The sequence below is a fragment of the Bacillus sp. HNG genome (genome assembly GCF_003400205.1).
Classification (GTDB): domain Bacteria; phylum Bacillota; class Bacilli; order Bacillales; family Bacillaceae_L; genus Ferdinandcohnia.
The window spans coordinates 177,749-199,453 of the sequence record NZ_QUQV01000003.1 but is presented as its reverse complement, the minus strand read 5'-3'; the positions used below and the strand labels follow the sequence as shown (position 1 = coordinate 199,453).

The window sequence follows — 21,705 nt, the reverse complement described above, 5'->3', positions numbered from 1 at the left end:
TCTTTTATATTTCTATTTTGTAAAAGAAAAAACCACTAAAATAGACACTAGCTTTTAAATAAGATAAAATTTACATTTAAGAACTATATTTATTCAATTTTGAGGTGTTAGCAATGACAAGAAAAAAAGAAATCATTGTTCCTCTTTTACCACTTCGCGGATTGCTTGTCTATCCCACAATGGTTTTGCATTTAGATGTTGGCCGTGACAAATCAGTGCAAGCATTGGAGAAAGCAATGGTAGAAGACCATATCATTTTTTTAACTACCCAAAAAGATGTGTCAATTGACGATCCAACTAAGGATGATATTTATAACATAGGAACATTAACACAAGTAAAGCAAATGCTTAAGCTCCCAAATGGCACAATACGTGTATTAGTTGAAGGACTTTACCGTGCTGAAATAAAAGAAATCTATGACAATGATAGCTATTATTCAGTGAGAGTTAAAACATTTGAAGAAGACGAAACAAAGGATGTTGAAACAGAAGCACTCATGCGCATGATGCTAGAGTATTTCGAACAATACATAAAGCTTTCAAAGAAAATCTCAACTGAAACATACACTTCTGTAACTGACATTGAAGAACCAGGAAGAATGGCAGATATCATTGCTTCTCATATTCCTCTTAAACTTCAGGAGAAACAAGATATTCTTGAAACGCTTGATGTGCGTGAAAGAATGAATAAAGTGATTACGATCATTAATAATGAAAAAGAAGTCTTAAGTCTCGAAAAGAAGATTGGGCAACGTGTCAAGCGTTCAATGGAAAGAACTCAAAAAGAATATTACCTTCGTGAGCAAATGAAGGCAATTCAAAAGGAACTAGGGGACAAAGAAGGGAAAACGGGTGAAGTATCCTCTCTTAGAGAAAAAATTGAAGCAGTAGGTATGCCTGACCATGTAAAGGAAGTAGCATTAAAGGAACTTGATCGCTACGAAAAAATTCCCCAAACTTCTGCGGAAAGTGCAGTAATTCGAAATTATATAGAATGGCTTTTAGCTTTGCCATGGACAAATGCGACGGAAGATCGTCTAGATATTCATCGAGCGGAAGAAATTCTTGAGAAGGACCATTTTGGACTTGAAAAGGTGAAAGAAAGAGTTCTTGAATATTTAGCTGTCCAACAGTTAACCAATTCCTTAAAGGGACCAATTTTATGTTTAGCTGGACCTCCTGGGGTCGGGAAAACATCATTAGCTAGATCGGTGGCAAAATCTCTTGGCCGAAATTTCGTACGAATTTCGCTTGGTGGTGTTCGTGATGAATCTGAAATCCGTGGACATCGTAGAACCTATGTCGGTGCAATGCCGGGCCGAATAATTCAAGGGATGAAAAAGGCCGGTACAATCAATCCAGTCTTTTTATTAGATGAAATTGATAAAATGTCGAATGATTTTAGAGGAGATCCATCATCAGCTATGCTTGAAGTATTGGATCCTGAACAAAACTTTAATTTTAGTGATCATTTTATTGAAGAGCCTTATGATTTATCAAAGGTTATGTTTATTGCGACGGCAAATAATTTAGCGACAATTCCTGGACCGCTTCGAGATCGTATGGAAATTATCACAATCGCTGGTTATACGGAGCTTGAAAAGGTCCACATTGCTAAAGATCATTTATTACCTAAGCAGCTTACAGAGCATGGATTAACAAAAGGGAAATTGCAAATGCGAGAAGATGCCCTGTTAAACATCATCCGCTATTACACGAGAGAAGCGGGTGTTCGTGGGCTTGAACGTCAAATTGCAAAAATCTGTCGTAAGGTTGCTAAAATTATTGTTTCCGGTGAAAAGAAACGTGTTGTTATCACGGACAAGAATGTCGTTGACTTTTTAGGGAAACAAGTATTCCGCTATGGTCAAGCAGAAATTGAGGATCAAGTGGGTGTAGCGACTGGGCTTGCCTATACAGTTTTCGGTGGGGACACACTTTCAATCGAGGTATCTTTAGCACCGGGTAAAGGAAAGCTTGTGCTAACTGGTAAGCTTGGAGATGTGATGAAGGAATCTGCTCAAGCGGCATTTAGTTATATTCGTTCTAAAGCTGAAGAATTAAAAATTGATCCGGATTTTAATGAAAAAAATGATATCCATATCCACGTTCCAGAAGGTGCTGTGCCTAAGGATGGACCGTCTGCTGGTATTACCATTGCAACTGCCCTTATCTCGGCTTTAACTGGAAGGGCAGTTCGTAAGGAAGTAGGAATGACGGGCGAAATTACGTTAAGAGGACGTGTTCTTCCAATTGGCGGTTTGAAGGAAAAATCACTTAGTGCCCATCGTGCTGGATTGACGAAAATTTTATTTCCAAAGGAAAACGAAAAGGATCTAGAAGATATTCCAGAGAGTGTAAGAGAAGATGTGGAATTTGTTCCGGTTTCCCATTTAGATGAAGTCTTAAAACATGCGTTAGTAGAGGAGAAAAAATGAAAGTAACAAGTGCAGATATCGTAATTAGTGCAGTCAGACCGGAACAATATCCCGAGGGAGATTTACCTGAATTTGCACTAGCAGGACGTTCAAATGTTGGAAAATCATCATTTATTAATAAAATGATCAATCGAAAAGCATTGGCTCGTACATCATCAAAGCCTGGTAAAACACAAACCTTAAACTTTTTTCTAATAAATGAATTATTGTATTTTGTTGATGTTCCAGGCTATGGGTATGCAAAGGTGTCTAAAAAAGAAAGAGAAGCATGGGGGAAAATGATTGAGACCTATTTAACAACCCGTGAACCACTTAAAGCGGTTGTTCTCATTGTTGATTTACGTCACCCACCAACAAATGATGATGTGCTCATGTATGATTTTGCAAAGCATTATGAAATACCAGTTGTCGTCATTGCGACAAAGGCAGATAAAATTCCAAAAGGAAAATGGGATAAACATCTGAAGGTGGTTCGCGAGACACTGGAGCTTGAACCAGGTGACCATCTCATTAAATTCTCATCAGAAACAGGTTTGGGAAAAGAAGAGGCCTGGACCGTTTTACAATCGTATATGTAATATGAAATACAGCTAAAGCAATCGCTTTGGCTTTTTTTTTTTTGAGTAATAATGAGGCATGACAATTTTTAAGGAATTTTTGGGAAACAAAAAGATTTATTGGTGATTTTACCGATTAGGTTATATGCAAGTGGTTGGACTAATAAAGATATAAGTAAAGACGGGGGACTCTCTACTAAAAAAATTTTAGTAGGATAAAAAGGGGGAAAACAGCAGTGAAAAAAAGAGTTGGTTCTTTATTCGTTTTACTTTTGGTTATTGGTGTTTTAAGTGCTTGTGGCGGTGAAAAATCATCTTCAAACGGGATGAAAGTAGTGGAGGATGGAAAATTTACGTTTGCGTCATCAGGTGAATACAATCCATTTAGTGTGACAGATGGAAATGGTGTTATGACTGGTTTTGATATTGATGTGGCAGAGGCAATTGCTAAGGAGCTCGGTCTAGAACCTAATCAAAAGAGGTTTAAATTTAACAGTATTGTAGAAGGTGTGAAGACTGGAAGATTTGATGCTGCAGTTGCTAGTCATACGATTACAGATGAACGTGCTGAGCATGTTAATTTTTCAACACCTTATTATTATTCAGGACCACAAATTTTTGTCAGACCGGATAGTGATGTTCAAAGCCTAGAAGATCTGAAGGATTTGGAAATTGCCGTTTCAAAGGGATCAACATATGCAAAAACGGCACAAGAGGTTACTGGAAACGTGATCCAATATGACAGTGATGTAACGGCATTAGAAGCTTTGGCGATAGGAAAACATGATGCGGTGATTACGGATTTCTTAACAGGAAAAGAAGGAATTGGCAACGGGCTAGAAATTGAAGGTAGGGACATTCTTGGTTTGAGTGAGCAAGCAATTGCTGTTTCAAAGGAAAATGAAGAACTGCTGAAAAAAATCAATGAAGCATTAGAAAAGCTTACAGAAGATGGAACACTGAAAAAAATAAGCGAAAAATACTTCAAAGAAGATATAACGACGAATCCAGAAAAATAAGAACATCATCGAAACGAATGTGTTTTTCCTACGCATTCGTTTCTTTTTCTAAAGGGAGACAATTTGAAAAAGGAGTTGAGTAAAATTGCCAGAATTAAGTCATATCATTGAGCAATTAATTGAAACCTATCCACTTTTTCTAAAGGGGATGCTTCTAACCTTACAAGTAACGATCGTTGCCGTTTTCATTGCCGTTTTTATCGGTTTGCTTTTTGCATTCTTAAAAATTTCAGCGAAAACCATCTTAGTAAAGATAGCAGATCTGTATATATATTTAGTAAGAGGGACCCCATTAGTCGTACAGATTTTTGTTTTTTATTTTGGTTTATCTGCTTTAGATATATCAATGTTTTGGTCGGTAACATTGGGGTTAGCCTTCCATAACGGTGCATATCTGGCAGAAATTTTTCGAGGTGCTATACAATCGATTGATAGTGGTCAAATGGAGGCTGGACAGTCTTTGGGAATGAGTAGGACCTTAACGATGAGAAGAATTATCCTTCCCCAAGCGTTTCGAAGAGCCTTACCACCTCTTGGAAACCAATTTATTATCGCTTTAAAGGACTCATCCCTAGCAGCATTTATCGGCTTAAATGAGCTATTTAATGTTTCGACAACGTTAGGATCGAATAATTTTGACTATATGACATATTTACTCATAGTTGCTATTTATTATTTAATCCTGGTTCTAATCTTTACAATATTAGTTGGTATGCTTGAGAAAAAATTGGCTGCTACCGACAAATAAGGATGGTGAAATGATATGGGAAAAAAGGAAATGATAAAGGTCGTAAATTTAAATAAATCATTTGGTGACTTACATGTGTTAAAAGATATCAACATGGTCGTTGAAGAAAGTGAAGTGGTTTGTTTAATTGGGGCCAGTGGTTCTGGGAAAAGTACATTACTCCGTTGTTTGAACTTTCTAGAGATAAAGGAAAGTGGAGAAATCATGATTAAAGATGAAAAAATAGAACCAAAAACCCACAATCTAACTGAAATTAGACAAAGAGTTGGAATGGTTTTTCAACATTTTAACCTCTTTCCTCATATGACAGTCCTTGATAATGTCATAGAGGCTCCTACCCAGGTTAAAAAGATTTCAAAACCAGAAGCTGTCAGACAGGCTGAGGAACTACTTGGCAAGGTTGGATTGGCAGATAAGGTCAACGTGTATCCATCTAAATTATCAGGCGGGCAAAAGCAACGTGTGGCTATTGCTAGAGCGTTGGCAATGAAACCTGAAATCATGTTATTTGATGAACCAACATCCGCACTTGATCCAGAATTGGTTGGCGAGGTTCTAAATACCATGAAGCAATTAGCGAATGAAGGAATGACGATGGTCGTTGTAACCCATGAAATGGGGTTTGCAAGGGAGGTTGCAGACCGTGTTATATATATGCATGATGGAAAAATAGTCGAGGTGGGTAAACCAAAGGAAATCTTTGAAAAACCAAAAGAACAACGAACAAAGGATTTTCTAAACTCTATACTATAAGGGAATTTAAGTACCTCAAAGGTCAAACTTTGGGGTGTTTTTTTATGTAGGCTCTTTTCTAAAAGATTGTTGTTAACTTAAAGGTCATTGGTGGAACTAGGGTGATTTCCGCTTCTGGCACTTGCTTTCCGCGGGCGATCCGCAAGCCTCCTCGCTCGTGCCTCACTGCGGGGTCTTGCTTGGCTCGCTATTCCCGCAGGACGTTGTGTTTTCTTCCTTGAAACAACACCGCACGAAGAAAATGCCTGCATTTTCGAGGATCTCGCACCATACGCTCCAATCACTAGAGGGTGCACTTAAGTGTCTAATAATACTTATTAATGGCTTTACGAAAACAGTCTTAAGGTAATAGAAACACCCACGAAGTTTAACCTTCGTGGGTATGATTGGTTTTGGTATAATTTACTTTTTCTTAATGAATAATAAATAAAAGCCGATCCCGACAAGGAGAAGGGGCCAATAGTCTAAAATGAAAGAAAAACTGCCCTCTAAAAATCCTAGCCAACTTAAAAATCGGCCATAATTGAGAAACAACAGTGAAACAAATAAAAGAACGATACTATGGAATAGTCCATTTTTTGTCTTAAAATAGGTAAGCAGCATTCCGAGTCCAACAATGAACAATAAAGTACCTGGCTGTTTCGGCCAAAAGCTAAGTTGATTGATCCCATGGAAATGGAATCCAAAACCAACTAGAATGACACCAGGAAGAATACTGCTTGGGTTGTTTTCGACAGATGCTTGCACGAGAAAAGCAATCCCAACAAGGATGACAAGTGTTTGCCACGAATAGAAGTTAGTAAATACTGGTATACCCAATTGTTGAAGCAAAAGATAGCATCCAATTCCGACAAGGATAATACCAGAAAAGAGATTATTTTTTTTCATATAGTCCCCCATGCTAGTTACTTGATTTGACCATGCTTTTTTGTTATGGTAACGATTGAAGTCAAAACGACTTATTTATTAGTATAAACGCATTTATAAGTTCATTTTTATGTCTAGTTCCAGGCGCCATCGGCTCGAGGTCACAAGCCAATCACTTCTGAAGGCAAAAACCGCCTTCTGTCAGCGCTTGTCTTGTGCTTGTCGCCGATAGACGGGCGCCTTGCACTTTTCTTATTATAAATTCATCTTAGCATAGGTTGTCAAAAACTGTTCACACATTTTTCGACAATCGTTCACATCATACATGGTATAATAGTAGTAGTTTTTTGGAACGAAATCTATTTTATTATTTAAAAGTTGGGGTGAGAGATTATGCATACAATTATGGTCGGACTAAACTATAGAACAGCCCCTGTCGAAATACGTGAAAAATTGACCTTTGATTCAGAGAGCATTGTACAAGCAATGAAAGAATTAAAAGGGAAAAAGAGTATTTTAGAAAATATCATTGTTTCAACATGTAACCGGACAGAAATATATGCTGTTGTCGACCAACTGCATACAGGACGTTATTATATAAAAGATTTCCTTTCACAGTGGTTTGGAATTGATAAAGAAGAATTTGCACCCTATTTGAATATCTTTGAAGAAGAAGGTGCCGTTGAACATCTGTTTCATGTTACATGTGGATTGAATTCGATGGTAGTTGGTGAAACGCAAATTCTTGGACAAGTACGTTCAAGCTTTCTTTCTGCACAAGAATTAGGGACATCAGGAACTGTATTTAACCACCTATTTAAGCAATCCATCACATTAGCAAAACGTGCGCATTCTGAAACGGAAATTGGTTCAAATGCTGTTTCAGTCAGTTATGCTGCCGTTGAACTAGCGAAGAAGATATTTGGTGATCTTTCGAATAAAAATGTCCTCATCTTAGGTGCTGGGAAAATGGGCGAATTAGCTGTACAAAACTTACACGGCTCTGGTGTTGAAAAAGTAACAGTTATGAATCGTACTTTTGAAAAAGCACAAATCCTTGCTGATAAGTTCCAAGGGGAAGCAAAAGCTATCGAGGAACTTCAATGTGCCTTAATTGATGCAGACATCATGATTAGTTCTACTGGTGCAAAAGGCTATGTTGTCACGAAGGATATGATGCAAGATATCGAGCGAATGAGAAAGGGTCGTCCTTTATTTATGGTTGATATTGCTGTACCAAGGGACTTAGATCCGGGACTTGCCGATTTAGAAAGCGTCTTTTTGTATGATATCGATGATTTAGAAGGAATCGTTGAAGCTAATCTTCAGGAACGGAAAGTAGCTGCTGAAGAAATTGAACTTATGATTGAAAATGAAATCATTGAATTCAAGAATTGGTTAAATACTTTAGGTGTAGTTCCTGTCATTTCAGCGTTACGTAATAAGGCATTAGCCATTCAGGCCGAAACAATGGAGAGTATTGAACGTAAAATGCCTAATCTAACTGAACGCGAGCGAAAAGTTTTAAACAAACATACGAAAAGTATTATTAATCAGCTATTGCGTGATCCTATTTTACAAGCGAAGGAACTTGCTGCACAGCCAAACGCAGATGAAACTCTATCATTATTTATGAAGATTTTCGATATTGAGGAAGCAGTTGTTTCAGAGTATGGGATGCAAAAGGAACAAATTAATTCGAACAGGGTAGCAGCCAATAGACAGCAGCCTTCTCTTCAGTCATAATGAGAGGAAAATCGATATGGTAGAGATGAACGTAACGAGATTACATGAGTTTACTGTAATTCTCTATGCCTTAAGTGTCCTACTTTATTTTATAGACTTTCTTCATAATAACCGGAAGGTAAACAAATTTGCCTTCTGGTTACTTGCATTTGTATGGATTATTCAATCGATTTTTCTCCTGACACGAATGCTAAATACAGGTAGGTTACCGATATTGTCCATGTTTGAAGGACTCTATTTTTATGCTTGGGTATTGATTACACTCTCATTAATTTTAAACAAGTTTTTAAGAGTGGACTTCATTGTATTTTTTACCAATTTATTAGGGTTTTTCATTATGGCTTTACATACATTTGCTCCAGGGCAACATGGATCAAGTGCGGTAGAAACTCAGCTTATTTCAGAGTTACTCATGATTCATATCACGATGGCGATCCTTTCATATGGGGCTTTTTCGTTGTCGTTTGTTTTTTCCGTTCTTTATTTACTTCAGTATAATTTATTAAAACAAAAAAAATGGGGGAAACGATTACTCCGACTAGATGATTTAACAAAGCTTGACCATATGTCCTATGTATTGAATCTAATTGGGGTGCCCATGCTTTTATTAGCGCTTATTTTGGGAGTGCTATGGGCCTATATCAAGGTTGAGAATTTTTATTTTTACGATGCAAAGGTGTTAGGTTCCTTTTTTGTTTTAGTTATTTACTTAGTGTACCTTTATAAAAGGGTTGTCCAAAAGCTCCAAGGAAAAACAATTGCCTACTGGAACATAGGAGCATTTTTATTTTTACTTGTTAATTTCTTTTTATTTGGTAGTTTATCGAATTTCCATTTTTGGCTTACATAGATAGGAGGAGCATGTATGAGAAAAATTATTGTTGGTTCTCGAAGAAGTAAATTGGCGATTACACAAACAAACTGGGTAATCCAGCAGCTTAAAAATTTGGGTGTTCCCAATGAGTTTGAGGTAAAGGAAATCGTTACAAAAGGTGATAAAATTCTTGATGTTACGCTATCCAAGGTTGGTGGAAAAGGCCTTTTCGTGAAGGAAATTGAACAAGCTTTATATGATAAGGAAATTGATATGGCTGTCCACAGTATGAAGGATATGCCTGCTGAACTTCCTGCAGGACTTATCATAGGTTGTGTACCGAAGCGTGAAGATCACCGTGATGTCATCATCTCAAAGGGGGATGTATCCTTCGATAATCTTCCTAGTGGGGCAATTGTTGGAACAAGCAGCTTACGCAGAAGTGCGCAGCTTCTTGCAAAAAGAGAAGATATTGAAATTAAATGGATTCGCGGAAACATCGATACAAGACTTTCCAAGCTAGAAAATGAAGACTACGATGCAATCGTTTTAGCTGCTGCAGGCTTAAAGCGTATGGGATGGTCTGATGAAGTCGTATCGGAATTTGTGGAACCAGAGGTTTGTTTACCGGCAGTTGGTCAAGGTGCTCTTGCTATTGAGTGCCGCGAAGATGATACTGAAATATTACTTGCATTATCAAAATTAAATGATGAATATACGCAAAATACAGTAGCTGCAGAGCGTGCTTTTCTTCATAAAATGGAAGGCGGCTGCCAGATTCCAATTGCAGCTTATGCAACGATGTCAGATGATAGAGAAATTGCGTTAACAGCTTTGGTTGGTTCACCTGATGGGAAAACCATTTACAAAGAACAGGTTTATGGGAAAAATCCAATTGACGTTGGACATGAAGCTGCGAAAAAATTATCAGACCTTGGTGCAAAAGAATTAATTGACCAAGTAAAAGAGGAGCTTAATAAGTAATGGAAGGCACACAACCTCTGTTGGGAAAAACGATTTTAAATACAAGAGGTAAAAGTGCGGCTGCTGAGTTTTCAAAGAAAATCTTGGCAGCAGGTGGAACTCCAATTGAAATACCATTACTAACGTTCCAAAAACCAAATGACACAACTTTAATTGAAGATACAATAAAGAATCTACACATGTATGAGTGGTTGATTTTTACGAGTAAGAATGGTGTTGATTTCTTTTTTGATTTTTATGATCAAGTTGTGGAAATAGTAACGAAGAATATTCCAATGCCCAAAATAGCTGTAGTCGGTACAAAAACCGAGAAGGCTTTGTTGGCAAAAGGCTATAGACCAGAGATTGTACCTGATGAATTTATCGCAGAAGGTTTGTTTGAAAGTTTAAGACCTCATGTGATGAAAGGTGTCCGCTTTTTACTAGCTCGTGGGAATTTATCGCGTTCTTATTTAGTGGATGAAATCACGAGACACGGTGCTGTGGCAACAGATTTAATTGTCTATGAGACAACTGGAGATTCTCGTGAAAAGGAACATTTAATCACGCTTTTAAAAGAAAAACAAATTGATATTATCACCTTCACAAGTCCATCTACAGTGAAGCAGTTCTATAATTTGGTGGAACAAACGGATTGGGAAGAATTGACTAAAGATGTACTATTCGCTTGCATCGGACCGGAAACAAAGAAAGCGGCAGATCATTTACATATCCCAATTCATATTTGCCCTAAGAATTACACAACTGACCATTTACTCACGGAAATTATCAATTTTTTACAAGCACAAGGAGGAGAATAAAGATGGAGAAATTACAATTTGCTAGACACCGAAGACTACGTCAATCAGCAAACATGAGAGCTTTAGTCCGTGAAACACACCTACATACAGATGATTTAATTTACCCACTATTCGTTGTGGAAGGAGAAAATAAAAAAGTTGAAGTTTCCTCAATGCCGGGTGTCTATAATATTTCATTAGATTTACTCCAACAAGAACTTGATGAAATTGTAGAATTAGGTATTAAATCAGTCATTTTATTTGGTGTACCTAATGATAAAGATGAGGTAGGTACAGGAGCTTATCATGATCACGGTATTGTTCAGGAGGCAACACGATTAATTAAAGAGAAGCACCCAGAATTAATTGTAATTGCTGATACTTGCCTATGTGAATATACATCACATGGCCACTGTGGAGTGATTGAGAACGGAGAAATACTAAATGACCCGTCGTTAGAGTTATTAGCAAAAACAGCTGTAAGTCAGGCAAAAGCGGGTGCAGACATTATTGCACCATCTAACATGATGGACGGATTTGTGACAGCGATACGTCACGGTCTGGATGAAGCGGGCTTTGAAAATGTGCCAATCATGTCCTATGCGGTTAAGTACTCATCTGCCTTTTATGGTCCATTTCGTGATGCAGCTGGGAGTGCTCCTTCTTTTGGTGACCGTAAAACCTATCAAATGGATTATGCCAACCGCTTAGAAGCATTACGTGAAGCTGAATCTGATATTGAAGAAGGTGCAGATTTCCTTATTGTAAAGCCAGCATTGTCATACTTAGATATCGTTCGCGATGTTAAAAATCATTTTAATGCACCGGTAGTTGCTTATAACGTGAGTGGAGAATATTCAATGATTAAAGCAGCCGCTCAAAATGGTTGGATTAATGAAAAAGAAATTGTCATGGAAATGCTAACCGGAATGAAACGTGCAGGAGCGGATTTGATCATTACGTATCACTCAAAAGATGTAGCACGTTGGTTAAAAGAAAATTAACGAATGAAGTGTAGTGTCTGTCCCTCATTAACGCGACGGGGGCAGGCCCCATTAAAAGAAAGGGGTTAATGAAGATGAGAAGTTATGAAAAGTCAAAAGCGGCATTTTCGGAAAGCATACACCTAATGCCAGGTGGAGTAAATAGTCCAGTACGTGCTTTCAAATCCGTAAATATGGATCCTATCTTCATGGAGCGCGGGAAGGGCTCTAAAATATATGATATCGATGGAAATGAATACATAGATTACGTACTATCATGGGGACCGCTTATTCACGGTCATGCAAATGACCAAGTGGTCGAATCCTTAAAAAAAGCAACAGAAATGGGAACAAGCTTTGGCGCTCCCACATTATCTGAAAATAAGCTTGCTAAACTAGTAATTGAAAGGGTTCCATCCATTGAAATCGTTCGTATGGTAAACTCCGGAACAGAAGCAACTATGAGTGCGTTACGTTTAGCACGAGGTTATACAGGCCGTAATAAAATCTTGAAATTTGAAGGCTGTTATCACGGTCATGGTGACTCATTATTAATAAAAGCAGGCTCAGGTGTTGCAACTCTAGGTTTACCTGATAGTCCAGGTGTACCTGAGGGTATTGCTAAAAATACCATTACAGTGCCTTATAATGATTTAGAAGCGGTAAAATATGCATTTGAACAGTTTGGTGAAGATATTGCTGGCGTAATTGTGGAGCCAGTAGCAGGAAACATGGGGGTTGTTCCTCCACAGCCTGGATTCCTTGAAGGACTTCGTGAAATTACAACAAAGTATGGAACATTGTTAATTTTTGATGAGGTTATGACAGGATTCCGTGTGGATTATCATTGTGCTCAAGGTTATTTTGGCGTTACACCTGATATTACTTGTCTAGGTAAAGTAATCGGTGGTGGTCTACCTGTAGGTGCGTATGGTGGACGTGCAGACATTATGGAAAAAATCGCACCAGCTGGACCGATTTATCAAGCAGGAACACTTTCTGGTAATCCACTAGCAATGACTGCAGGCTATGAGACTTTATCACAGTTAAAACCAGAAGACTATACAGAATTTAGAAAGAAAGCTGATCGACTGGAAGAAGGGCTTACACAAGCAGCAGAAAAATATGATATCCCACATTGTATCAATCGTGCCGGTTCAATGATTGGATTCTTCTTTACTAATGAAAAGGTCATTAACTATGATGTTGCTAAAACATCTAATTTAGAGTATTTTGCAACGTATTATCGTGAAATGGCTAATGAAGGAGTATTTTTACCACCATCTCAATTTGAAGGGATTTTCCTTTCTACCGCTCATTCTGAAGAAGATATCGAAAAGACAATTCAAGCAGCTGAAAAAGCATTTTTAAAAATTAAAGGCTAACTTTATCGTAGCGGATTTGAAGCCGACTCAATAAAGTTAAAAACATATGGCAGACTCAGATAAAATCAACTGGGTCTGCCTTTTTATTTCGAACAACTTCTTGAAGAACTTATCATAAATCGCTTGGAACTATCATAAAAATTGTAATGTCATAATAAATCTGTTTAGAAGGAGACTGAAAGGAGGAGTAGCTGATGTCATCTGAAAACTTACGATTTTCAGTAGAAGAATCAGTCTGGTTTCAAAAGGGACAGGAAGTCTCTGAGCTCATCTCAATATCACTTGACCCTGATATTGTCATTCAAGAGCATGACCAATATGTGTCCATTCGCGGTGCACTACAGCTAACAGGTGAATATCGAATAGATGAAATCAATGCGGAAGAGGGAGAACGTGACTTTGCCTCAGTTCGACTGGTAAACGAAGTTATTACACGTGAGGATGGGATTAGTGAACTAAACCATCGCTTCCCTGTCGACATTACCATTCCACAAGACCGTGTTCAAAGCTTAGATGATGTGTATGTTTTAATTGAGACATTCGACTATGAAATTCCAAAGCGTGGTTGTTTACAGATCGTTGCCGATTTAGCCATAAGTGGTATCCAAGGGGTTACTCAAACATCTAAAGAGGAAGCTTCCCCTGAGGCGATCATTCAAGAAGAACAAACTCCTGTTGCTCTTGAACAACCGGCTGAAGAAGAGTTTGAATTTGTTAGAAGTAGTTTATTTGAAGATGAAGAAGAAACTCAAGTCGTTGCAGAAATAAACAACGAGGACGAAGAAGTTCATGTGGCTGCTAAAGTAACACATGATGGGCAGAAAGAGGTAGTGCTACAAAACGAAGAGGAAGTAGTGCTACATAGTGAGGTAGAGGAACAGGATGTTATTGTTACAAGGGAACAGCAAGAAGATGAAGCGGATGCTGACCTTTTTGTTCCTTTTGAGGTGGAAGCCAGAAAAGAGGTTTATCAGGAACAACACGAGGAACTTGATGTTGTTGAAGCAATCGAAGAAGAAGAGATTCAAGCCGTTTTAACACCTACAATCGAAGTGAAAGCTAGACATGATAATCAATTAAGCTTTGGTTCTGATCAACCGAATAAGAAAAGCTCCACAGCCGTCCAGGAAAAAGAAGTAGTTCAAGAGCATAGAAAAGACCAAACAGAAGAATCTGTAAAACGAAGTGAAAATGATTTATTATTAACCAAAATATTTGGTAGAGATGAAGTGGATGACCATACGACGATGAAAATCTGTATCGTTCAGCATGGAGATTCATTGGAAAAAATTGCTCAGCGTTATGAGATAAGTGTGCAACAATTAGTTCGGGTGAATTCACTAAATACTGATTCCGTTTCTGAAGGACAGTTATTATATATCCCTGTCCAAGCGAATACGTAAAGATGATAGGGTGGGGAGAAAAACCTCGCCCTGTTTTCTTGATGTGTGGACTTTATAAAATTGCTAGGAAAGAGAGTGGTTGGCCCAATGAATAAAAACGATATAAGTAGTATCGGGCCCATCGTAAATAAATATAATTTAAAGCCCTTATCACTTGAACAATTCGGGAAAGTCACAAAAGTCGTTACAGACAAAGGCATTTACGCTCTTAAATCTATTTCACACAAAATCAATCCATCCTTCCCCACTTTCCTTCAACAATTATTTCAACAGGGTTACACGAGGGCTGTCCCCATTTACCCTACCGTCGAAGGAAAATACCTTGTATATCATAACCAAAAATTCCATTACCTGATGCCATGGTTGAAAAGTCATACACTCGAGCACCGTGATGATCATTACCTTGGCTTTTTTAAAGAAATTGCAAGGATTCATCTAACAACGGTAAGTAAACAACAAATTAATGATGAAAATGAGATTACAGGACACTATGAAACAATCATCAAAAAATGGGAAGAGCGAAACCAATTTCTTGAAAGGTTTGTTGTGGAAGCAGAGGCAAAATGGTACATGTCCCCCTTTGAACTACAATTCTGTACGTATTTTTATGAAACAAGTCTTGCTTCGTCATTTGCAAGGACCCAACTCGGAAAATGGCAGGAATTAATGAAAGAGAGGAAGTCATTTCGTAACGCGTTAACGCTAAATAACCTTTCAGATTCCCACTTTTTATATGATGATAGCGGAAAAGGGTATCTATCAAATTTTGAAAAGGCTGGCTATGCTAGTCCAACAAATGATTTAGTGAGTCTCTATTACCGCATCTTGAAAAAATATCCAATATTATGTACGGATTGTCTAGAGTGGTTTGAAGCCTATCAAAGCCGGTTTCCTTTAAGGGAAGAGGAATTTTATCTTTTTTTAAGTCATTTAACATATCCAGAACCGATTTATCGGTGTGTGCGCAATTATACGGATCATAAACAAAAGAAATCCGAGCGGGAGCATGTCCAAGTTTTACAAAGAGCTTATTGGCTCACGAAAAACATTGAATTCGTTTCCGTGAAACTTCTTGAGGCAGAACAAAAAAGAAAAGAGCAGGGAGAAGAAGAATCCCATACGGAATAATGTATGGGATTTTCTAAACCCAATCTAACTGAATGCATACTACAAGGAAAATTAAGATGGCTAAAAAAAATACATCAATCGTGGTTGGAATAAAAATAGTCCGAACAGCTTGAACAACTGTAATCGGAATTATAAATTGTGCACAAAAATCCCGAGTTTGACGCAACCAATGAGGATACGAATATTTTCTAAAACGACGTCCTTTCATGCTGATCTCTCCCTTCAAATATCCTATAATTAAACTATGCTTGGATAAACAGAATAGTTCCAATCAGTCAAATTTGTAACAAAAAGCAACAAAGTGAATAAAGTATAAAAATCTTGGCTACCCTTATTGACAATACCTATTGAAATTCACGAATATTAGTAGTAGAATCTTAAGGTAACTAAAATAAAAGTTTTAAAGTCGACGAATTAGAAACGAGAAGGTCAAGGAAGGACAGTCTTGAGGACCGGAGCGTATGTATTTAATACGCGAGGACCGGAGAGACCGAGTGACGCAGAGATTCGAAATTTATCATTTGGCGACTTTTTAACATCATTATTGCTTACATACGATGAGAGGGAAGAGTACATCGGATACCCCTTCAGAGAGAGAAATCAGTAGCTGTGAGATTTCTTAGGAACGTTACGATGGAAGGTCGCCCTTTAGTAGCTTTTATGAACTTTGAGTAGTAAAAGCCGGTGAAAAGCCGTTATCTTTTCTTGAGAGCATAGATACGTTGCCTTTATACATAGAATAAAGGTAAAGCCTCCGGCGGATGCCTCGATTTTTTAAAGGAAACTTTTCGAGCAAGCTCGAAAAAAATCGGGCACAAATACGCCAAGGCGCATTTGATAGTATCTATGAAAAAAGGTGGTACCGCGAATACACTCCATTCGTCCTTTTATGAGGATGAGTGGAGTTTTTTATTTATTCAGCCAAAGCTGAATAAAAAGCCTCCGGGGGATGCCATAGATTTTTAATGAAACTTTTCAACCAGTCAGTACAAAGACTAATAACGCCACATCCTGTGGGCTTAAAAATCTAGGCGGCAAATACGCCGAGGCGCATTTGAATGAATTTTTGGATATTTTTTAAGGAGGATACTCATGGAAGGTAATGAAAAAACATTGTCAACAAAGTATGACCCGCAATCAATTGAAGCGGGACGCTATCAATATTGGTTGGATGGTAAATTTTTTGAAGCAAAAGATGACGCTTCGAAAAAACCATATACAATTGTCATTCCACCACCAAACGTTACAGGGAAGTTACACCTAGGGCATGCGTGGGATACAACTCTACAGGATATTCTTACACGCATAAAAAGAATGCAAGGCTATGATGTTCTATGGCTACCTGGAATGGATCATGCCGGCATCGCGACTCAAGCTAAAGTGGAAGCCAAGTTACGTGAGGAAGGAAAATCTCGCTATGATTTAGGGCGAGAAAAATTCGTAGAGGAAACGTGGAAGTGGAAAGAAGAATATGCAAGTCATATTCGTGAGCAATGGTCTAAGCTAGGACTTGGTTTAGACTACTCAAGAGAACGATTTACACTTGATGAAGGACTTTCAAAAGCAGTTCGTGAAGTGTTCGTTACCTTGTATAAAAAAGGTCTTATTTATCGTGGGGAATACATTATCAACTGGGACCCTGCAACAAAAACGGCCCTATCTGATATCGAGGTTATTTATAAAGATGTTCAAGGTGCATTTTACCACATGCGCTATCCTTTAGCAGATGGTAGCGGATCGATTGAAATTGCAACAACTCGTCCTGAAACCATGCTTGGCGATACTGCCATTGCGGTTCATCCAGAGGATGAGCGCTTTAAACATCTGATCGGAAAAACTGTTATTCTTCCAATCGTAGGAAGGGAAATTCCGATTGTTGGTGATGATTATGTTGATATGGAATTTGGCTCTGGTGCTGTAAAAATCACACCTGCCCATGACCCAAATGACTTCGAAGTTGGTAATCGTCATAATCTCGAACGCGTTCTCGTCATGAATGAAGACGGAACGATGAATGCGAATGCTGGTAAATACCAAGGTATGGACCGCTTTGAATGCAGAAAGCAGATTGTGAAGGACCTTCAAGAAGAAGGCGTACTTTTCAAAATTGAAGACCATCTTCATTCTGTAGGACATAGTGAGCGAAGTGGGGCAGTTGTTGAACCATATTTGTCCACACAATGGTTTGTAAAAATGCAGCCATTAGCGGATGAAGCGATAAAGCTTCAAAATCAGGAAGATAAGGTCCACTTTGTTCCAGAACGTTTTGAAAAGACGTATCTCCATTGGATGGAAAATATTCGTGATTGGTGTATTTCGCGTCAATTATGGTGGGGGCATAGAATACCTGCTTGGTACCATAAAGAAACAGGTGAAGTATATGTTGATCATGAACCGCCAGCAGATATCGACAACTGGGAACAGGACAAAGACGTATTAGACACATGGTTTAGTTCTGCATTATGGCCATTTTCAACAATGGGCTGGCCAGATGAGGATGCAGCAGACTTTAAACGTTACTACCCAACAGCTGCTCTTGTAACGGGCTACGATATCATCTTCTTCTGGGTATCAAGAATGATATTCCAAGGTCTTGAGTTTACAGGAAAACGTCCATTTAAGGATGTTCTGATTCACGGTCTGGTACGTGATGCGGAAGGTCGAAAAATGAGTAAGTCACTAGGAAATGGTGTTGACCCAATGGATGTCATTGCTAAATACGGTGCCGACTCATTACGATATTTCTTATCAACTGGAAGTTCACCAGGGCAAGACTTACGCTTTAGCATGGAAAAAGTTGAAGCCACTTGGAACTTTGCGAATAAGATTTGGAATGCATCCCGTTTTGCATTAATGAACATGGGTGATTTAAAGTTTGAAGACATCGACTTTAGTGGTGAAAAATCAGTTGCTGATAAGTGGATTTTAACTCGCCTAAACGAAACAATCGCATCCGTAACAAATCTTGCTGATAAATACGAATTCGGTGAAGTAGGAAGAGTATTATACAACTTCATTTGGGATGACTTCTGTGATTGGTATATTGAAATGGCGAAGCTTCCTTTATACGGTGAAGATGAGCAAGCAAAGAAGACAACAAGATCAATTCTTGCATACGTATTAGACAATACAATGAGATTGCTACATCCATTCATGCCGTTTATTACCGAGGAAATATGGCAGAATCTGCCGCATAATGGCGAATCCATTACTGTTGCAAAATGGCCAGAAGTAAACGAGCAACTTTCAGATGATCAAGCAGCACAGGAAATGCGACTATTAGTAGATATTATCCGCTCTGTTCGTAACATCCGTGCAGAGGTGAATACACCAATGAGTAAGCAGATCAAGCTACACATTAAAGCAAAGGATGAAACAATTCTATCTCAACTAGAAAAGAACCGTTCTTACTTAGAGAGATTCTGTAACCCTAGTGAGCTTGTACTTGCAACTGACATTACATCACCTGAAAAGTCAATGACGTCTGTTGTAACAGGTGCGGAATTATTCCTTCCACTAGAAGGACTTATTAACATCGATGAAGAAATAAAGCGACTAGAGAAAGAACTTGATAAGCTTGATAAAGAGGTTGAACGCGTTCAGAAAAAACTTGGCAACGAAGGTTTTGTTAAGAAAGCACCTCAAAAAGTAATCGATGAAGAACGAGCAAAAGAACAAGATTATCTCGAAAAACGAGAAACAGTTCGTGAGCGCATTGCAGAATTAAGAGGCTAAATGAATAAAAGACGAATCTGTTATAGATTCGTCTTTCCTTCATTTTAACTATATTTGGAGGAACGTATATGATACAGACATATGACGAAGCCCTTTGTTGGATTCACGGGAGATTAAGACTCGGCATGAAGCCTGGCCTATCTAGAATGGAATGGATGATGGAACGACTTGGTCATCCGCAAAAAAAAATCAAGGCCATACATGTAGCGGGAACGAACGGGAAGGGATCCACAGTTAGCTACATCCGAAACATGTTACAAGAAGCAGGTTATAAAATTGGAACCTTCACTTCTCCTTATATTGAGACCTTTAATGAACGAATCAGTGTAAATGGACAACCTATTTCAGATGATGAAATTGTCTCTCTATTACAGGTGATAAAACCATTAGCGGATGAGTTGGAGGAGACAGAACTTGGTGGTCCCACTGAATTTGAAGTGATCACAGCAATGGCTTTTTATTATTTTGGGGAAGCTTCCGATATCGACTTTGTGATTATGGAGGTTGGATTAGGAGGGAGACTTGATTCAACAAATGTCATTCATCCTCTAATATCGATTATTACCAGTATCGGCTTTGACCACATGAACATTCTGGGAGACACAATTGAAGAAATTGCAGGCGAAAAAGCGGGAATCATTAAACGAAATGTACCTGTTATTACGGCGGTTGAACAACCGGAAGCGATTGAAGTAATAAGTATGAAAGCAAAAGAGAAAAATAGCCCATTTTATCAACTTGGTCATGATTTCTTTATCCTAGGTCACCAATCAAACGATGGAGAATCTTTTACTGTAAAAACACAGAATAAAACTTTTCATAATCTTCAAATCACGATGAAAGGTGCTCACCAGGTGAGAAATGCAAGCTTAGCCGTATTGGCAGTGCAAATATTACAAGATTGTGGTGCCGTACAAATAGAAGAAAGTCAACTTGCGGCAGGTTTAGAAAAAACGAAATGGATTGGTCGATTTGAAGAAATATCAAAGAATCCACTTGTTATTCTAGATGGTGCCCATAATCCAGAAGGCGTTAACAGTCTTGTGGATACGATAGAATCTCATTTGAAAGGGAAAGACATTCACATTATTTTTAGTGCTTTAAGCGATAAAAAATTAGACACGATGATTAGGCAACTTGAAAAAATCGCAAAATCCTTAACTTTTACAAGCTTTGACTACCCAAGAGCTGCAACCACAGGAGAACTATATGAAAATTCATCTGCAGGTGAATCGATAAATACTGTGGATAATTGGCAGGAGGCAGTGGAAGCAGGAGTAGAGCGAGTATCATCGGTAGAAAATGCAGCCCTAATTATTACAGGTTCCCTATATTTTATTTCAGAGGTTAGGGGATTTTTATTAAACTGAATAGAGACAAGGCCTATGTGAAATAGATAAGAAAGGTTTTCTTATCTATTTTTTTATGAAAAAGACAACATATGACTTGGATTTATGTTTTTTTCTTTTCTAAATTATGAATTCAGCCTATAATGGTGCTAAAGAACTATTCGAGAAGGGGGAGTGGAGGATGAAGAAAAAAAATCAAAGTGGAATCACCTTAATTGAAGTTCTTGCCTCCATTGTCATACTTTCTCTAATCATTGTCTCAATTGTACCGATGTTCATTCAATCATCTAAAGCAAACAATCTTTCTAAGAGTATTACTGAATCCACGTATCTTGCTGAATCAGAGTTGGAAGAAATAATCCAATTAAATACGAAGTCTGATTCACCATCCCTAAATGAATTATCAAATCAAATGATAAATAAAGGATACAGCAACGATCCTTCATGTAGCCATTGTTATGGAATGATGAAAGATGAGCGCTATGTATTTGTACAAATAAAGGATAGTTCAACTGACCTAGGGAAGGTTGTTTTAAAAGTATATAGAGATTCGAGTAAACAAAAGCTCGAGTCCCAGATGGAAACAATCTTAACTTGGGAAAAGAGTGGGTGATCTGGATGACAAAATGTGAGAAGGGTGTAACATTAGTTGAACTTTTAGCTGCCATATCACTTCTGTCAATTATTCTTCTGCTTGCGAGTTCTGTTCACTTATTTGGGCAAAAACAGATGAATACCCAAAAGAATGAAGTACAAATCCAATCACAAGAAAGACTCGCTTCAAGTCTAATTACAAAAGAAATAAGAAAAGCAGCGACGGTTGAAATCAATAACCCCAATGAATTAACCATTAATGGCACGGATGTATACAAACATGAGGGAACGATAATTACGAAAAATAATGAAGAGTTTATAACGAATATAAATGGTTTTACTGTTTCTATGAACGGGAATCAAGTGATTTTAAAAATAGGTGAACTGCCAGAAACCACTATTTATATCCGAGAATAGGCGTGA

19 protein-coding genes and 1 other annotated feature are annotated in these 21,705 nt (G+C 38.0%); of the genes, 17 read left to right on the top strand and 2 right to left on the bottom strand.

The window, feature by feature from the left end; translation table 11 throughout:
- Nucleotides 1–113 precede the first annotated feature (113 nt).
- The 5 genes from lon to DZB84_RS07600 all read left to right on the top strand — a co-directional run bounded on the left by lon (nucleotide 114) and on the right by DZB84_RS07600 (nucleotide 5,515).
- Entirely contained in the window at nucleotides 114–2,438 is a 2,325-nt protein-coding gene (lon, locus tag DZB84_RS07620) for an endopeptidase La (protein WP_116351668.1), read from the top strand.
- Nucleotides 2,435–3,016: a ribosome biogenesis GTP-binding protein YihA/YsxC gene (gene yihA / locus DZB84_RS07615; RefSeq protein WP_116351667.1), complete on the top strand. Its 582-nt coding sequence runs from the start codon at nucleotides 2,435–2,437 to the stop codon at nucleotides 3,014–3,016. Before lon ends, yihA begins: the two co-directional genes overlap by 4 nt.
- Nucleotides 3,017–3,231: 215 nt before the next feature.
- Nucleotides 3,232–4,014 (top strand): transporter substrate-binding domain-containing protein, encoded by a 783-nt coding sequence (locus DZB84_RS07610; RefSeq protein ID WP_189655181.1) that lies wholly within the window; start codon nucleotides 3,232–3,234, stop codon nucleotides 4,012–4,014.
- An 85-nt stretch (nucleotides 4,015–4,099) separates the two neighbouring features.
- Nucleotides 4,100–4,762, top strand: coding sequence for an amino acid ABC transporter permease (locus DZB84_RS07605; RefSeq protein ID WP_116351666.1), 663 nt, complete (start codon nucleotides 4,100–4,102; stop codon nucleotides 4,760–4,762).
- A gap of 30 nt (nucleotides 4,763–4,792) precedes the next feature.
- Nucleotides 4,793–5,515, top strand: coding sequence for an amino acid ABC transporter ATP-binding protein (locus DZB84_RS07600; RefSeq protein WP_116351868.1), 723 nt, complete (start codon nucleotides 4,793–4,795; stop codon nucleotides 5,513–5,515).
- Between the two features lie 402 nt (nucleotides 5,516–5,917).
- On the opposite strand, the gene DZB84_RS07595 is transcribed toward DZB84_RS07600, so the two are convergent.
- Nucleotides 5,918–6,403 (bottom strand): LiaI-LiaF-like domain-containing protein, encoded by a 486-nt coding sequence (locus tag DZB84_RS07595; protein ID WP_116351665.1) that lies wholly within the window; start codon nucleotides 6,401–6,403, stop codon nucleotides 5,918–5,920.
- Between the two features lie 372 nt (nucleotides 6,404–6,775).
- On the opposite strand from DZB84_RS07595, the gene hemA reads away from it, so the two are divergent.
- The 8 genes from hemA to ysxE all read left to right on the top strand — a co-directional run bounded on the left by hemA (nucleotide 6,776) and on the right by ysxE (nucleotide 15,604).
- The gene (gene hemA, locus DZB84_RS07590) at nucleotides 6,776–8,128 is read left to right on the top strand and encodes a glutamyl-tRNA reductase (RefSeq protein ID WP_116351664.1); all 1,353 of its coding nucleotides are present in this window, start codon (nucleotides 6,776–6,778) and stop codon (nucleotides 8,126–8,128) included.
- Nucleotides 8,129–8,144: 16 nt separating this feature from the next.
- Nucleotides 8,145–8,978, top strand: coding sequence for a cytochrome C assembly family protein (locus tag DZB84_RS07585; RefSeq protein ID WP_116351663.1), 834 nt, complete (start codon nucleotides 8,145–8,147; stop codon nucleotides 8,976–8,978).
- A gap of 15 nt (nucleotides 8,979–8,993) precedes the next feature.
- Nucleotides 8,994–9,926, top strand: a complete 933-nt coding sequence (gene hemC, locus DZB84_RS07580) for a hydroxymethylbilane synthase (RefSeq protein WP_116351662.1) — start codon at nucleotides 8,994–8,996, stop codon at nucleotides 9,924–9,926.
- On the top strand, nucleotides 9,926–10,726 hold the full coding sequence (locus tag DZB84_RS07575; protein ID WP_116351661.1) for a uroporphyrinogen-III synthase: 801 nt from the start codon (nucleotides 9,926–9,928) through the stop codon (nucleotides 10,724–10,726). Before hemC ends, DZB84_RS07575 begins: the two co-directional genes overlap by 1 nt.
- 2 nt (nucleotides 10,727–10,728) lie before the next feature.
- Nucleotides 10,729–11,709 (top strand): porphobilinogen synthase, encoded by a 981-nt coding sequence (gene hemB, locus DZB84_RS07570; protein ID WP_116351660.1) that lies wholly within the window; start codon nucleotides 10,729–10,731, stop codon nucleotides 11,707–11,709.
- 74 nt (nucleotides 11,710–11,783) lie between these two features.
- Nucleotides 11,784–13,073 (top strand): glutamate-1-semialdehyde 2,1-aminomutase, encoded by a 1,290-nt coding sequence (gene hemL, locus DZB84_RS07565; RefSeq protein WP_116351659.1) that lies wholly within the window; start codon nucleotides 11,784–11,786, stop codon nucleotides 13,071–13,073.
- 194 nt (nucleotides 13,074–13,267) lie between these two features.
- Nucleotides 13,268–14,476, top strand: coding sequence for a stage VI sporulation protein D (gene spoVID / locus DZB84_RS07560; protein ID WP_116351658.1), 1,209 nt, complete (start codon nucleotides 13,268–13,270; stop codon nucleotides 14,474–14,476).
- Between the two features lie 87 nt (nucleotides 14,477–14,563).
- Nucleotides 14,564–15,604, top strand: a complete 1,041-nt coding sequence (gene ysxE / locus DZB84_RS07555; RefSeq protein ID WP_116351657.1) for a spore coat protein YsxE — start codon at nucleotides 14,564–14,566, stop codon at nucleotides 15,602–15,604.
- A gap of 13 nt (nucleotides 15,605–15,617) precedes the next feature.
- Here the strand turns inward: ysxE and DZB84_RS07550 are convergent, their stop codons facing one another.
- Nucleotides 15,618–15,812: a hypothetical protein gene (locus DZB84_RS07550; protein ID WP_116351656.1), complete on the bottom strand. Its 195-nt coding sequence runs from the start codon at nucleotides 15,810–15,812 to the stop codon at nucleotides 15,618–15,620.
- A gap of 340 nt (nucleotides 15,813–16,152) precedes the next feature.
- Nucleotides 16,153–16,494, top strand: a binding site (T-box leader).
- A gap of 202 nt (nucleotides 16,495–16,696) precedes the next feature.
- Here DZB84_RS07550 and DZB84_RS07545 point away from each other — a divergent pair.
- From DZB84_RS07545 to DZB84_RS07530, 4 genes are all read left to right on the top strand, one after another.
- The gene (locus tag DZB84_RS07545; protein WP_116351655.1) at nucleotides 16,697–19,339 is read left to right on the top strand and encodes a valine--tRNA ligase; all 2,643 of its coding nucleotides are present in this window, start codon (nucleotides 16,697–16,699) and stop codon (nucleotides 19,337–19,339) included.
- 68 nt (nucleotides 19,340–19,407) lie between these two features.
- Nucleotides 19,408–20,709, top strand: coding sequence for a bifunctional folylpolyglutamate synthase/dihydrofolate synthase (locus DZB84_RS07540; RefSeq protein WP_116351654.1), 1,302 nt, complete (start codon nucleotides 19,408–19,410; stop codon nucleotides 20,707–20,709).
- 160 nt (nucleotides 20,710–20,869) lie between these two features.
- The gene (locus DZB84_RS07535) at nucleotides 20,870–21,301 is read left to right on the top strand and encodes a type IV pilus modification PilV family protein (RefSeq protein ID WP_189655180.1); all 432 of its coding nucleotides are present in this window, start codon (nucleotides 20,870–20,872) and stop codon (nucleotides 21,299–21,301) included.
- A 5-nt stretch (nucleotides 21,302–21,306) separates the two neighbouring features.
- Complete coding sequence (locus DZB84_RS07530; protein ID WP_116351652.1) at nucleotides 21,307–21,699, top strand: prepilin-type N-terminal cleavage/methylation domain-containing protein; 393 nt, start codon at nucleotides 21,307–21,309, stop codon at nucleotides 21,697–21,699.
- Nucleotides 21,700–21,705 lie beyond the last annotated feature (6 nt).

Excerpts from the sequence above, each read along its gene's own strand:
- lon (WP_116351668.1), top strand. The coding sequence starts at position 114 with ATGACAAGAAAAAAAGAAATCATTGTTCCTCTTTTACCACTTCGCGGA.
- yihA (WP_116351667.1), top strand. The coding sequence starts at position 2,435 with ATGAAAGTAACAAGTGCAGATATCGTAATTAGTGCAGTCAGACCGGAA.
- DZB84_RS07600 (WP_116351868.1), top strand. The coding sequence starts at position 4,793 with ATGATAAAGGTCGTAAATTTAAATAAATCATTTGGTGACTTACATGTG.
- DZB84_RS07595 (WP_116351665.1), bottom strand. The coding sequence starts at position 6,403 with ATGAAAAAAAATAATCTCTTTTCTGGTATTATCCTTGTCGGAATTGGA.
- hemA (WP_116351664.1), top strand. The coding sequence starts at position 6,776 with ATGCATACAATTATGGTCGGACTAAACTATAGAACAGCCCCTGTCGAA.
- DZB84_RS07585 (WP_116351663.1), top strand. The coding sequence starts at position 8,145 with ATGGTAGAGATGAACGTAACGAGATTACATGAGTTTACTGTAATTCTC.
- hemC (WP_116351662.1), top strand. The coding sequence starts at position 8,994 with ATGAGAAAAATTATTGTTGGTTCTCGAAGAAGTAAATTGGCGATTACA.
- DZB84_RS07575 (WP_116351661.1), top strand. The coding sequence starts at position 9,926 with ATGGAAGGCACACAACCTCTGTTGGGAAAAACGATTTTAAATACAAGA.
- hemB (WP_116351660.1), top strand. The coding sequence starts at position 10,729 with ATGGAGAAATTACAATTTGCTAGACACCGAAGACTACGTCAATCAGCA.
- hemL (WP_116351659.1), top strand. The coding sequence starts at position 11,784 with ATGAGAAGTTATGAAAAGTCAAAAGCGGCATTTTCGGAAAGCATACAC.
- spoVID (WP_116351658.1), top strand. The coding sequence starts at position 13,268 with ATGTCATCTGAAAACTTACGATTTTCAGTAGAAGAATCAGTCTGGTTT.
- ysxE (WP_116351657.1), top strand. The coding sequence starts at position 14,564 with ATGAATAAAAACGATATAAGTAGTATCGGGCCCATCGTAAATAAATAT.
- DZB84_RS07550 (WP_116351656.1), bottom strand. The coding sequence starts at position 15,812 with ATGAAAGGACGTCGTTTTAGAAAATATTCGTATCCTCATTGGTTGCGT.
- DZB84_RS07545 (WP_116351655.1), top strand. The coding sequence starts at position 16,697 with ATGGAAGGTAATGAAAAAACATTGTCAACAAAGTATGACCCGCAATCA.
- DZB84_RS07540 (WP_116351654.1), top strand. The coding sequence starts at position 19,408 with ATGATACAGACATATGACGAAGCCCTTTGTTGGATTCACGGGAGATTA.
- DZB84_RS07535 (WP_189655180.1), top strand. The coding sequence starts at position 20,870 with ATGAAGAAAAAAAATCAAAGTGGAATCACCTTAATTGAAGTTCTTGCC.
- DZB84_RS07530 (WP_116351652.1), top strand. The coding sequence starts at position 21,307 with ATGACAAAATGTGAGAAGGGTGTAACATTAGTTGAACTTTTAGCTGCC.